The 12,282-nt window shown below is 68.1% G+C and carries 10 protein-coding genes; 7 read left to right on the top strand and 3 right to left on the bottom strand.

Features of this window, described 5'->3' with window-relative positions; all coding sequences use genetic code 11:
* Nucleotides 1-349: 349 nt before the first annotated feature.
* Nucleotides 350-2,869 (bottom strand): penicillin-binding protein 1A, encoded by a 2,520-nt coding sequence (locus X946_RS06805; RefSeq protein ID WP_038745101.1) that lies wholly within the window; start codon nt 2,867-2,869, stop codon nt 350-352.
* A gap of 522 nt (nt 2,870-3,391) precedes the next feature.
* Between X946_RS06805 and X946_RS06800 the strand changes: the two genes are divergently transcribed.
* The 4 genes from X946_RS06800 (at nt 3,392) to X946_RS06785 (ending at nt 6,812) form a co-directional block, all read left to right on the top strand.
* Entirely contained in the window at nt 3,392-4,072 is a 681-nt protein-coding gene (locus X946_RS06800) for a PspA/IM30 family protein (protein WP_038745099.1), read from the top strand.
* Nucleotides 4,073-4,185: 113 nt separating this feature from the next.
* On the top strand, nt 4,186-5,382 hold the full coding sequence (locus X946_RS06795; protein WP_038745096.1) for a tetratricopeptide repeat protein: 1,197 nt from the start codon (nt 4,186-4,188) through the stop codon (nt 5,380-5,382).
* A gap of 184 nt (nt 5,383-5,566) precedes the next feature.
* Nucleotides 5,567-5,998, top strand: coding sequence for a large conductance mechanosensitive channel protein MscL (gene mscL / locus X946_RS06790; protein WP_038745095.1), 432 nt, complete (start codon nt 5,567-5,569; stop codon nt 5,996-5,998).
* A 370-nt stretch (nt 5,999-6,368) separates the two neighbouring features.
* On the top strand, nt 6,369-6,812 hold the full coding sequence (locus X946_RS06785; protein WP_059574562.1) for a hypothetical protein: 444 nt from the start codon (nt 6,369-6,371) through the stop codon (nt 6,810-6,812).
* Nucleotides 6,813-6,951: 139 nt separating this feature from the next.
* Here the strand turns inward: X946_RS06785 and X946_RS06780 are convergent, their stop codons facing one another.
* Nucleotides 6,952-7,890, bottom strand: coding sequence for an NAD(P)-dependent oxidoreductase (locus X946_RS06780; protein ID WP_038745090.1), 939 nt, complete (start codon nt 7,888-7,890; stop codon nt 6,952-6,954).
* A gap of 91 nt (nt 7,891-7,981) precedes the next feature.
* Here X946_RS06780 and X946_RS06775 point away from each other — a divergent pair, with 91 nt between their 5' ends.
* Together X946_RS06775 and X946_RS06770 are read left to right on the top strand one after the other, a co-directional pair.
* On the top strand, nt 7,982-8,191 hold the full coding sequence (locus tag X946_RS06775; RefSeq protein WP_038745088.1) for a dodecin: 210 nt from the start codon (nt 7,982-7,984) through the stop codon (nt 8,189-8,191).
* A 636-nt stretch (nt 8,192-8,827) separates the two neighbouring features.
* Nucleotides 8,828-9,757: a LysR substrate-binding domain-containing protein gene (locus tag X946_RS06770; RefSeq protein ID WP_010104452.1), complete on the top strand. Its 930-nt coding sequence runs from the start codon at nt 8,828-8,830 to the stop codon at nt 9,755-9,757.
* A 170-nt stretch (nt 9,758-9,927) separates the two neighbouring features.
* Here the strand turns inward: X946_RS06770 and X946_RS06765 are convergent, their stop codons facing one another.
* Nucleotides 9,928-11,340 (bottom strand): 8-oxoguanine deaminase, encoded by a 1,413-nt coding sequence (locus X946_RS06765; RefSeq protein ID WP_038745082.1) that lies wholly within the window; start codon nt 11,338-11,340, stop codon nt 9,928-9,930.
* 547 nt (nt 11,341-11,887) lie between these two features.
* Between X946_RS06765 and uraH the strand changes: the two genes are divergently transcribed.
* On the top strand, nt 11,888-12,241 hold the full coding sequence (uraH, locus tag X946_RS06760) for a hydroxyisourate hydrolase (protein WP_038745079.1): 354 nt from the start codon (nt 11,888-11,890) through the stop codon (nt 12,239-12,241).
* The last annotated feature ends 41 nt before the right edge of the window (nt 12,242-12,282 follow it).

Here is a 12,282-nt window from a genome sequence, read left to right as displayed (position 1 = left end):
AGCATTCGAAGCATTCGAAGCATTCGAAGCATTCGAAGCATTCGAAGCATTCGAAGCATTCGAAGCATTCGAAGCATTCGAAGCATTCGAAGCATTCGACTTAACACGAAGCCCCCGGTCTCGCAAACGCGCCGCATCGAGCGCGTCGCGCGCCCGCGCATCTACCGGCCCTGCCGCTCGGCGAAGCCGTCAGCGCAAACGCCGCCGCGCGCCGCCGCGAAACCGCCCACATGCGCGCCAGCCTCGCACGCGACCACGCCGCACCGCCGCGAACGCAACCGCCAGCGAATCGCATCGACAAAAAAAACGGGCGCGCCGGCGCCCGTTTCGTCATGCGATCGACCCGCGCTCAAGGCTTGTTGCCTTCGAACATGTCGATGATCTGCCGCTTCTCCTCCGGCGTCACGGGCGGCGGCGTCAGGCCCCCGGCGCCCGCCGAGCCGAGCGCGTCGTTCGCGCTCACGGTCGGGCTCGCGGCCGGGTTGAAGTCGACGCTCGCGACGAAGCCCGCGCCCGGCGTGCGATCCGCGTAGTACAGCTCGCCGTCGATCGTCGTCAGCCCGTCGGGCATCGCCATCTGCTGCTCGGGCGCGCCGGAAAGCGCGGTGCGCATGTAGTTCACCCAGATCGGCAGCGCGAGCTGCGCGCCGAATTCGCGGCTGCCGAGGCTCTTCGGCTGATCGAAGCCCATCCACGCGACCGCGACGAGCGATTGCTGATAGCCCGCGAACCAGCCATCCTTCGCGTCGTTCGTCGTACCCGTCTTGCCCTGCAGGTCGCCGCGGCCGAGCGCGTTCGTGCCCGCGCCCGTGCCCGCCGTCGCGACGGTGTGCAGCAGGCTGTTCATCACGTACGCGTTGCGCGCGTCGATCGTGCGCGTCGCGTTCGCGCCGGCGGCGACAGGCTGCGCCTTCTGCAGCGCCTGGCCGCGAGCGTCGTCGACTTCGGCGATCAGATACGGATCGACCTTGTAGCCGCCGTTGGCGAACACCGCGTAGCCGGCCGCGAGCTGCAGCGGCGTGACGAGGCCCGCGCCGAGCGCCATCGGCAGATACGGCGGCGTCTTCGCGGGATCGAAGCCGAAGCGCTGCGTCACGTAGTCCTGCGCGTACGACGTGCCGATCGACGCGAGAATCCGGATCGACACGAGGTTCTTCGAGCGCTGCAGCGCGGTGCGCATCGGCATCGGGCCGTCCGGCTGGTCGTCGTCCTTCGGCTCCCACGGCTGGCCGCCCGGCACGCTCGGCGGGAAATACAGCGGCGCGTCGTTGATGATCGTCGCGGGCCCGAGGCCCTTTTCGAGCGACGCCGAATAGATGAACGGCTTGAAGCTCGAGCCCGGCTGCCGCCACGCCTGCGTCACGTGGTTGAACTTGCTCTTGTTGAAATCGAAGCCGCCGACGAGCGAGCGAATCGCGCCGTCCTGCGGCGCGATCGCGACGAGCGCGCCTTCGACCTGCGGCAGCTGCACGATCTGCCATGCGCTTCTCGCGTCCTTCATCACGCGCACGATCGAGCCCGGCTTGATCTTCAGCGCCGCCGACGCGCGCGCGCTCAACGCGCCCGCCGCGAAACGCAGCCCCGCGCCGTTGATCGTCGTCGTCGCGCCGCCGACGAACTGCACCTCGAGCGCCGTCGGCGACGCGGCGAGCACGACGGCCGATTGCAAGTCGCCGTTGTCCGGATGATCGGCGAGCGCATCGTCGATCGCCTCGTCGCGCTCGTCGCCCGCGGGCGGCAGCGCGACGAAGCCCTCCGGCCCGCGATAGCCGTGGCGGCGCTCGTAGTCCATGATCCCGCGGCGCACCGCCTGGTACGCGGCTTCCTGGTCGGCCGCGTTGATCGTCGTCGTGACCGTCAGGCCGCGCGTGTAGGTCTCGTCCTTGTACTGCGCGTACATCATCTGCCGCACCATTTCGGCGACGTACTCGCCGTGCACCGCGTACTGGTTGCCCGGCGTGCGCACGCGGATCTCCTCCTTCACCGCCTGGTCGTACTGCTGCTGCGTGATGTAGCCGATCTCGAGCATCCGCTTCAGGATGTATTCCTGACGCACCTTCGCGCGCTTCGGATTGACGATCGGGTTATACGCGGACGGCGCCTTCGGCAGCCCCGCGAGCATCGCCGCCTCGGCGAGCGTCACGTCCTTCAGGTCCTTGCCGAAGTACACGCGCGCGGCGGCCGCGAAGCCGTACGCGCGCTGGCCCAGATAGATCTGGTTCATGTACAGCTCGAGGATCTGGTCCTTCGTGAGCGCGCGCTCGATCTTGTACGCGAGCAGCATCTCGTAGATCTTGCGCGTGTAAGTCTTCTCGCTCGACAGGAAGAAGTTGCGCGCGACCTGCATCGTGATCGTGCTCGCGCCCTGCCGCGCGCCGCCGTGCAGGATGTCGGCGACGCCCGCGCGCAGAATGCCGAGAAAATCGACGCCGCCGTGCTCGTAGAAGCGGTAGTCCTCGATCGCGAGCACCGACTTCTTCATCACGTCGGGGATGTCCGCGAAGCGCACGAGGCTGCGGCGCTCCTCGCCGAACTCGCCGAGCAGCACGTGGTCCGCGCTGTACACGCGCAGCGGCACCTTCGGCTGATAGTTCGTGAGCGCGTCGAGCGACGGCAGTTGCGGCCCCATCACGACGAGCGCATAGCCGACGACCAGCGCGCCGACGGCGAGAAGCGTCGCGAACAGCCCGACGAACCACAGCGCGACGCGCGAGCCGAACGTGCGCGAGCCGCCGCTCGTGCGGCGCTGCGCGCGGTCGTCGTCTTCATCGGTGTCGTCGGTGTAATAGGCGCCGGCGGGCGAACGTCGTAGCGAATAATGGTGCTCGTTCGTGGCGCGGGAGGAAGGCGGTCGTTTGATAATAGGCATGTCGGATGGGCAGCGCACGAGGCGCGCCGCGAACGCGCGCGGGGCGCGTGCGTGGAATCGGTGGACGTAGCGTCGTGGAGCGTATCACGTCGACGGCTCCCGGCGCGCGTTGGTCCATACGGCGTCCGGTCCGCAGCGTGACAGCGCATTTTAATGAAATCGACGGGCGCTCTTCACGATTTTTTGTAAAAAATCCTCCAATTCGTTGCGCCGCGCACCGTCGCGGGCCGCGAACGCTCCTATGATGAAGACGGCATGCCGTGCGCCGCCGGCTTTCGTTTTGAAAGGCGCGCACGCGAGAAATTTGCGCGCGGCGCACTGGAAATTTTCGCCGCCCGCCCGCATTTTCGGTCGCGGCGGGCGGCATGCGCGCCGCCCGTGCGAGCCCGCGTTCACGCGGTTTTAAGCGGTGTTTAAGCGAACCGGTGGTGTAATATCCGCCGACGCCGACCGCCCGCGCCACGGCGAAGCATCGCACGCGATGCGCGGCGCGCGCATCGTTCATTACTTACGGAGGAATCCATGTCGCTTTTCGACTCTATTTCGCGCACGATCAAAGGTCTGCTGAACGACGCGGCGGACTCGGTGCAAGATCCGTCGCGCGACGCGCGGCAGATCGTGCGGGAGCTCGACGACAGCATCGGCCGCGCGGAAAACTCGCTGATCGAGATCGAGGCGCAGGTCGCCACGCAACGCAGCAAGCGCGACACGGCCGACGAGCGCGCGAAGAAATATGAAGACGGCGCGAAACGCGCGCTGCAGTCGGGCGACGAAGGCCTCGCGCGCGAAGCGCTCGCCGCGCAGGCGAACGCCGAGGCCGAGCGCGACGCGCTCGCGCGCGAGCTCGAGACGCTCGAGCCGTCGGTCGACAAGCTCAAAGGCCAGATCGCCGACATGCGCGCGCGCCGCAACGAACTGAACGCGCGCTCGAACATCCTGCAGGCGAAGCAGGAAATCGCGCAGGCGAAGGACGTCGCGGCCACCGCGCTCGGCGGGATCGGCGGCAAGAACCTGTCCGAGGATTTCCAGAAGCTCGAGGACAAGGTCACGCTGTCGAACGCGCGCTCGGACGCCCGCCTGAACTCGGCCGACACGAACAGCGGCCGCGCGCTCGACGACAAGCTCGCGGCGCTGAACAAGGGCCCGTCCGTCGAGGACCGCCTCGAAGCGCTGAAAAAGCAACTGAACACGCCGGCGCAATAACGGCGGCGCTACGCCAGCCGGCGCTTCGCGGCGCGGCGGCGGCGCACGTCGAACGCGCACGCCGCCGCGCCGCGACAATCCGCAAGGAGACGGGCCGAGCGCCCGAACCGATCATGAAAAAGCTTCTCGCAGCCGTCGGATTGTCGCTGCTTCTCGTGTCGGCCGCCGCCAACGCGGCGGTGCCGTCGCTGCAGCAAATCCAGCAATCGATCGCGCAAGGCAACTGGCAACGCGCCGACGCGCAGCTCTCGCAAGTGATCGACGCGTATCCGGACAACGCGCGCGCCCGCTATCTGTACGGCCAGGTGCTCGACCGCGAAGGCCGCCCCGCCGAGGCGCTCGAGCAGATCGAGCGCGCGAAATCGCTCGATCCGCAGTTGCGGTTCACCGATCCGTCGCGCTTCGCGCAGACGGAAGCGCGCGTGCGCGCCGACGCGCGCCGGACGGCCGCGCAGACCTCGCGCTCGGCGACGTCGGGCGGCATGCTCGTCGCGCCGCAAGCGCAGGCCCAGGCGCAATCGCAATTCGCCGCGGCGCCCGCCGCGCCCGCGCACCGCGGGCCGTCGGCCGGCATGTGGATCGGCATCGCAGTCGTGATCGGCGCGATCGCGCTCGTGCTGCGCTGGACGCTGCGCCGCGCGCGCTCGACCGACGACAAGCGCGCCGACGACGAACGCCGCGCGCAACTGAAGCGCGCGACCGACGTGCTCAACGACGTGCGCCCGCTCAAGCTCGACGCGCGGCTGTCGACGGCGCCCGGCGCCGCCGCGCTCAACGGCGAGATCGAAGCGCTCGAAGCGCAGGCGCGCGAGCTCGTCGAGACGTTGTCGAACGGCCAGAATCCGGCGCCGCCGTACCGGCTGGACGAACTCGAGAAACAATTCGCGAGCCTGAAGGCGCGCGTCGAAGGCCGCCCCGATCCGAACGCGGCCGCGGCGAGCGCGCCCGGCGGCGCGGGCTCGGTGTTCGCTCAGGAAGCCGATCGGCTGACGGGCGCGCAAGGCCAGCCGCCCTACTCGCCGTATCCGCCGCAGCCGCAACAGCAGCCGCCCGTCGTGATCCAGCAAGGCGGCGGCTTCGGCAGCGGCATGGGCGGGCTGCTCACGGGCGTGCTGCTCGGCGAGGCGATGTCGCACGGCCGCGAGCGCGTGATCGAGCGCGACGTGATCGTCGACGACGAAGCGCGGCGCCGTGCGGCCGCCGATCCGGGCATCGACTTCGGCCAGGGCGGCAGTTGGGACAGCGGCGGCTCCGACGGCGGCGGCATCGATCTCGGCAGCAATGGAGACGACTGGAGCAACAACGGTTGACGACGCACCGTTAGAACGACGAAATGGGCCGGCGACGGCCCATTTTTTTATCGGTCCCCTTTGTCAAGATTTCTCAGATGAACTATCGATAAAGGATCGGGTTCGTTATGATGACGGCCATCAACGTGCCGTAACGAATCGTTGCGCTACGCCCTATTCCATTTTCGACAGGAGCAAGCCGCCCATGAGCATCATCAAGGAATTCAAGGAATTCGCCGTCAAGGGCAACGTCATGGATCTCGCCGTCGGCGTGATCATCGGCGGAGCGTTTTCGAAGATCGTCGACTCGGTGGTGAAGGACCTCATCATGCCCGTGATCGGCGTGCTGACGGGGGGCCTGGATTTCTCGAACAAGTTCGTGCTGCTCGGCCAGATTCCGGCGTCGTTCAGGGGCAATCCGGATTCGTTCAAGGATCTGCAGGCGGCGGGCGTCGCCGCGTTCGGCTACGGCTCGTTCATCACCGTGCTGATCAACTTCGTCATCCTTGCGTTCATCATCTTCCTGATGGTCAAGTTCATCAACAAGCTGCGCAAGCCCGAAGAAGCCGCGCCCGCCGCGACGCCCGAAGACGTGCTGCTGCTGCGCGAGATCCGCGATTCGCTGAAGCAGCGCTGAGCGAGCGCGCCGCGAGCCGCAACGCAGCCCGCCTTCGCGCGGGCTTTTTTTCGTCGTCCGGACGCTCTTCGGCGGTGCGTCGCGCGCGGAGGCAGAGAATACCCGAATCATTTTTTGCGACGTTCTGACGCACGCGCGGCGCTACCGGGTCTATCATGGAGACTCAACGACAGTGCAGGCGCAAAAAGCGCTGGCTTTGGCGATCGTAGGCTCTCACCCGGTTCGGTCGACGCACGGCAAAACGCATCGGCGAACTTCGTGAAGCCGGCATTTTCGTATGCTATAAAAGATCGACATGCGGCGCACATAGCCGGGAGTGGGTCGCATGAGGATGCCGCATTTCTTGCAATTGTTTTTGAGGCGAGTGTTTATGTCCTTCCCGAAAAAACGCCGACGCGCGCAACCAGACGGCCAGGAATCGTTCCTCGCGGTGCTGCGCCATGCCAAACCGTTCGCGCAGCTCGATACGAAGATCGCGCGCGCCAGGTCGCAGGACGAGCCCGTGCTCTACGCGCACGTGCTGCCCGGCCTCGACGTCCTGCTCTGCAGCGTGCGCGGCGCGCAGCCGCCGTATCCCGCGATCGCCGAGCTGCGCAAGCGCTGCATCGAATCGATCGCCAACGCGCTCGAGCAGCCGCTCGACGGGCTCGAGAACGGCGGCTACTGGTACGAAGCGAACGGATTCGGCTTCCTCGTGTTCGCGAGCCGCGCGCGAGCGCGTATCCTGCCCGAATTCGGTGCGGGCGTGAAAGCCGGGCTGCGAAGCGGAATCGGGCAACCGAACGCCGGCGACACGACGCCTCGCTCGCTGTAACCCTCGCCAACCTAGAACGGGCCGTTTCAAACGGCCCGTTTCTTCATCCGGCCGCAACGGTTCGCGGTCCGCGCGGCAGCGTGCGTCGCATGTTCGCCGGCGCCCTTGCCGCCCGCGCGCGGCGCGCGTGTTCGCCCCGCTATTCGCCTCGTTTCGCCTGCGGCCGCACGATATCGATGAACGCCGCGAAATCGGCCTGCGCAAGCCCCATCGCCGCGCCGAGCCGCAACACTTGCTGGACCGTCGCCGCGACGGGCATCACCGCGCCCGCGTCGCGCGCCGCGTCGGCGATCGCGTCGACGTCCTTCTGGAACGTCTTCAGCGCGCCGATCGGCGGATGGCCCGCGCTCGTCATTCGCGGCACGAACGTTTGCAGCAGCACCGAATCCGCCCAGCCGCCCGCGAGCGCCTCGGCGAGGCGCGACGCGTCGATGCCGCTCGCCTGCGCGAGCCCCACCGCCTCCGCGATCGCCGTGACGGTCGCCGTCACGATCGCCTGATTGCACAGCTTCGCCGTCTGCCCCGCGCCCGCTTCGCCGAGATGGGTGACGCGCGATGCGTATGCGCCGATCAGCTCGCGCACCGCGTCGACGTCCGCCGGCTGGCCGCCCGCCATCACCGCGAGCGTGCCCGCCTGAGCGCCCGGCACGCCGCCCGACACCGGCGCGTCGATCCAGCTCGCGCCGAGCGCCGCCGCGCGCGCCGCATACGCGCGCGTCGCCGCGGGCGGAATGCTCGAATGATCCACGATGCGCCGCGCGCCGCGCGCCGCGGCGTCGCCCGCGAGCACGCCGGATGCGCCGAACACGACTTCCCCGACTGCCTGCGCGTCGAGCACGCACAGCATCACCGTCTGCGCGCGCGCGGCAAGCTCGGCCGGCGTGTCGACGACCTGCGCGCCGTGCGCGGCGAGCGCGTCGGCCTTCGCGCGCGTGCGGTTCCATACGTGCACCCGATGGCCCGCCGACAGCAGATGCCGGATCATCGGCGCGCCCATCAATCCCGGTCCGCAAAATCCCACGTCCACGTCTTCCCCTTTCCTCTCGTTCGAATACCGATTGAAGTTGCCGCCCATCATACCTATCACTCAAGAAGGCATGCGCGGGAACGCCGAATGCGCGCGCCCCGCGTGCCGGGCCGCACATCGAACGACTCACGGGAGAAACGTCATGAACGACCACGTCTACAAACTGATCGAACTCACCGGCTCGTCGCGCCAATCGAGCGACGAGGCGATCCGCAACGCGATCTCGAAAGCGGCGAAGACCGTGCGCAATCTGCACTGGTTCGAAGTGACCGACATGCGCGGGCACATCGAAGGCGACCAGGTGATTCACTGGCAGGTGACGCTCAAGGTCGGGCTGCGCATCGAAGACTGATCGCGCGGGCGGGGCGCGGCGAACGGCGGCGTCAAACGTTCGTTTGGAAAGCGCGTGTGGCGCGTGAGCCGCGCATCGGGCGCATCGGGCATTCAGATCTTGTCGCACTCGTTTCGTTGGGCACGCGCTCGGCGAAAGCGGCTTGCGTCGGACATCGCACGTTCGGCTCGCGCGTCGATCGGGTAAAGCGCCGGCCGCGCAAAAGCGCGAGACGCATCGCGCGGATCGCTCGCTTGCCGGCTCTACATCGAGCCCGACGTCGACGAGCCGCCCCGCCGTACATTCGACGCCGCCGCTTCGCGCGTTTCACTGCATGCCGCGCAAGCGCGACGAGTTACGTGCATCGCGTGCAAAGTGTCGCACCGCGCACCCGATCGTTCGCCGTTCCTTCGGCCTCCTTGAAACGTCGCCGCCCGTCCCTTTTTGTTGCGCGCGCCAACCGCTTCCCGCATCGGCGATCTTCATCGCGTCGATGCAGTGACGCGGCAAACGAATCACCCGCGCACGCGCGCGGCCGAGCGCGCGCGGCCGAGCGAAAATCCGAACGGGCCGCTCTTGACGCTCCTTTATGTCCATATTAAAAAACATATATCCCCACCTCCAATCGATCAGCCTGGACATATAAACGGAGAGAACATGAGCCAGCAACGCGAGGCGATCGACACGTATCTGTTGCGCGTCCTGCACACCTTGCTGATGGAGCGCAGCGTGACGCGCGCGGCCGTCAAACTGAACCAGTCGCAGCCGGCGATCAGCGCCGCGCTGCGCCGCCTGCGCGACATCACGGGCGATCCGCTCCTCGTGCGCGGCAAGTCCGGCATGGTGCCGACCGAGTACGGCCTGCGCCTGCTCGAACCCGTGCAGAACGCGCTGCGCGAGATCGAGCGCATCAAGTTCCAGCAGCACAACTTCGATCCGGCCACGTCGATCCGCTGCTACCGGATCGGCTGCCCCGACTACCTGAACGTGCTGTTCGTGCCGACCGTCGTCGAGCGCTTCCGGCAGGCCGCGCCGAACGCGACACTCGAGTTCCATTCGCTCGGCCCCGCGTTCGACTACGAGCTCGCGCTCGAGGACGGCAAGCTCGACATCGTCGTCGGCAACTGGCCGGAGCCGCCCGAGCAGCTGCATCTGTCGAACCTGTTCGTCGACGAGATCGTCTGCCTGATGAGCAACACGCATCCGTTCGCGAAGCGCGGCGGCCTCACGCTCGACCAGTACCTGAACGCGCCGCATCTCGCGCCGACGCCGTATTCGGTCGGCCAGCGCGGCGCGATCGACGTGCACCTCGCGCGCGAACGGCTGAAGCGCCATGTCGTCGTCACGCTGCCGTACTTCAATCTCGCGCCGTACGTGCTCGTGAAGTCGGATCTGATCTTCACCACGACGCGGCTCTTCGCCGATCACTACGCGAAGTTCCTGCCGCTGTCGGTCGTGCCCGCGCCGCTCGATTTTCCGCCGATGCAGTATTACCAGCTGTGGCACGAGCGCTGCCATTATTCGGACGAAGTGCGCTGGCTGCGCGGGCTCGTCGCCGAGGCGACTCGCACGCTGATCGATATGTAAGCGCGCGGCGCGGCGACGTCGGCGATGTCGGCGATGTCGGCGATGTCGGCGATGTCGGCATCAGTGTCGATCGCGGAACATCCGGCGGCAAGCCTGTCGCCGAATATTCCGCCCAATCCGCGCAACCGGGTACCCAGCCGCGCGCGCCGCGCCGCCGCCCGACGCGCCGCTCAGCGCGCGGCTTCGTAGAGCGTTCGCGCGAGCGCGTTGTGCCGCGCGACGAGCGGCTCGATCTCGAGCGTCGTCAAGCGCCCTTCCCGCACGACGACCCGCCCGTTGACGACGCCGTACGCCGCCTGCGCCGGCGCGCAAAACACGAGCGCGGCGACGGGATCGTGCAGCGCGCCCGCGAACTGCGGCGCACGCAGGTCGAACGCGACGAAATCCGCCGCCATCCCGGGCGCGAGCGCGCCGATGTCGTCTCGGTTCAGCACCCGCGCGCCGCCGAGCGTCGCGATCTCCAGCGCATCGCGCGCCGTCATCGCATCGGGTCCGAATCCGACGCGTTGCAGCAGCAGCGCCTGGCGCACCTCGGCGACCATCTGCGCGCCGTCGTTCGACGCGGAGCCGTCGACGCCGAGCCCGACCGGCACGCCCGCGAGACGCATCCGTTGCACGGGCGCGATGCCGGACGCGAGCCGCATGTTCGAGCACGGGCAATGCGCGACCCCCGTGCCCGTGCGCGCGAACAGCGCGATGCCCGGCTCGTCGAGCTGCACGCAGTGCGCGTGCCACACGTCGCGCCCGACCCAGCCGAGATCCTCCGCGTATTCGGCGGGCGTCATCCCGAATTTCTCGCGGCTGTACGCAACGTCGTTCACGTTCTCCGCGAGGTGCGTGTGCAGCGACACGCCGTAGTCACGCGCGAGCGCCGCCGCGTCGCGCATGAGGCCGCGGCTCACCGAGAACGGCGAGCACGGCGCGACCACGACGCGCAGCATCGCGTAGCGGCCGTCGTCGTGATAGGCCTCGATCACGCGCTGCGTGTCGCGCAGGATGTCCGCCTCGCGCTCGACGACCGCATCGGGCGGCAGCCCGCCGTCGCTCTGCCCGACGCTCATGCTGCCGCGGCTCGCGTGAAAGCGCATGCCGATGCGCCGCGCGGCCGCGATGCTGTCGTCGAGCCGGCTGCCGTTCGGATAGATGTACAGATGATCGCTCGACGTCGTGCAGCCGGACAGCAGCAGCTCGGCCATCGCGGTCAGCGTCGACACCTCGATCATCTCCGGCGTCAGGTGCGCCCAGATCCGATACAGGTTCGTGAGCCAGCCGAACAGCTCGGCGTTCTGCGCGGCGGGAATCGCGCGCGTCAGGCTCTGATACATGTGATGATGCGTGTTGACGAGCCCCGGAATCACGAGATGGCCGCGCAGATCGAGCACCTCGTCCGCGTGCGCGGGCAGCTCGGCGCTCGGCCCGACCGCGACGATCCGGTTGTCTTCGACGTAAAGGCCCGCGTCGCGCAGCTCGCGGCGCGCGCCGTCCATCGTCACGAGCACGTCGGCGTGCTTGACGACGAGCGTCTTCGGACGGTTCGGGGAAAGGGGTTGCGCGCCGGCGCGCGCGCTCGGGTGTCGTTCCATCGTCGTTCGATCTCCGTATCGTTCGGCCGCCGAGGCGGCCGTCCCGCTCGAACACGACGCGCGGCACGCACCGCGCCGCCGCGTCCGTTCGAACGCCCTGGCCCGGTTACCCGGCGTGCCCGCCGTCTTCGGGATGCACGCAGGGCCTCGGCCTCACCGGCCGATCCCGCACCCGCGCACCGGCCGAGCATCGCGCAATCCGCGGCGCGGCGCAAGCGGGCCGCGCGCATGATCGCCTTCATGCGGCCGATATGTCCGGCCGCGTCCGTCATCGGAACGACGCAAAAACCCGCCATATCCCGCGAGCGCCGCGGCCACGCGCCCATGCGCGTCCGCGCGCGTCCGTGCGCATGGACGCGCGCTCATGCGGCGCGCATTATCTTCGTTATCGCTCATCGTTTCGCGAGCGAACCTTTTTACAATGGCTGCACGGCGCTCGCTTCGATCCGCCGACGGGTATGTAGCCACTGACGTGGAGCCTCGATCCGCCGCAGCATCACCGGATCGAGCCGCCGCCGATCCTCGCAACTACACAAGGACATTGCGAATGGGCAAGCTCACTACCCACGTACTCGACACCGCGCACGGCCGCCCGGGCGGCGCGATCAAGATCGAACTCCACGCGGTCTCGGGCGACGGCGGCCGGCTGCTTAAGACGGTGCTCACCAACGACGACGGCCGCTGCGACGCGCCGCTCCTCGAGGGCGACGCGCTCGCGGCCGGCACTTACGAACTCGTGTTCCATGCGGGCGACTACTTCGCCGCGCTGGGTGTCGCGCTGCCCGAGCCGCGCTTCGTCGATCTCGTCGTGCTGCGCTTCGGCGTGGCCGACCCCGCCGCGCACTATCACGTGCCGCTTCTCGTGTCGCCGTGGTCGTACAGCACCTATCGCGGCAGCTGACCACGCATCGCTGCCCACGAACGACAACGATCGACTCAGGA

The sequence above is a fragment of the Burkholderia sp. ABCPW 111 genome (assembly GCF_000773065.1).
GTDB classification, from domain to species: Bacteria; Pseudomonadota; Gammaproteobacteria; order Burkholderiales; family Burkholderiaceae; genus Burkholderia; species Burkholderia savannae.
This window is presented reverse-complemented; position numbering and strand designations above follow the sequence as displayed.

Excerpts from the sequence above, each read along its gene's own strand:
- X946_RS06805 (WP_038745101.1), bottom strand. The coding sequence starts at position 2,869 with ATGCCTATTATCAAACGACCGCCTTCCTCCCGCGCCACGAACGAGCAC.
- X946_RS06800 (WP_038745099.1), top strand. The coding sequence starts at position 3,392 with ATGTCGCTTTTCGACTCTATTTCGCGCACGATCAAAGGTCTGCTGAAC.
- X946_RS06795 (WP_038745096.1), top strand. The coding sequence starts at position 4,186 with ATGAAAAAGCTTCTCGCAGCCGTCGGATTGTCGCTGCTTCTCGTGTCG.
- mscL (WP_038745095.1), top strand. The coding sequence starts at position 5,567 with ATGAGCATCATCAAGGAATTCAAGGAATTCGCCGTCAAGGGCAACGTC.
- X946_RS06785 (WP_059574562.1), top strand. The coding sequence starts at position 6,369 with ATGTCCTTCCCGAAAAAACGCCGACGCGCGCAACCAGACGGCCAGGAA.
- X946_RS06780 (WP_038745090.1), bottom strand. The coding sequence starts at position 7,890 with ATGATGGGCGGCAACTTCAATCGGTATTCGAACGAGAGGAAAGGGGAA.
- X946_RS06775 (WP_038745088.1), top strand. The coding sequence starts at position 7,982 with ATGAACGACCACGTCTACAAACTGATCGAACTCACCGGCTCGTCGCGC.
- X946_RS06770 (WP_010104452.1), top strand. The coding sequence starts at position 8,828 with ATGAGCCAGCAACGCGAGGCGATCGACACGTATCTGTTGCGCGTCCTG.
- X946_RS06765 (WP_038745082.1), bottom strand. The coding sequence starts at position 11,340 with ATGGAACGACACCCGAGCGCGCGCGCCGGCGCGCAACCCCTTTCCCCG.
- uraH (WP_038745079.1), top strand. The coding sequence starts at position 11,888 with ATGGGCAAGCTCACTACCCACGTACTCGACACCGCGCACGGCCGCCCG.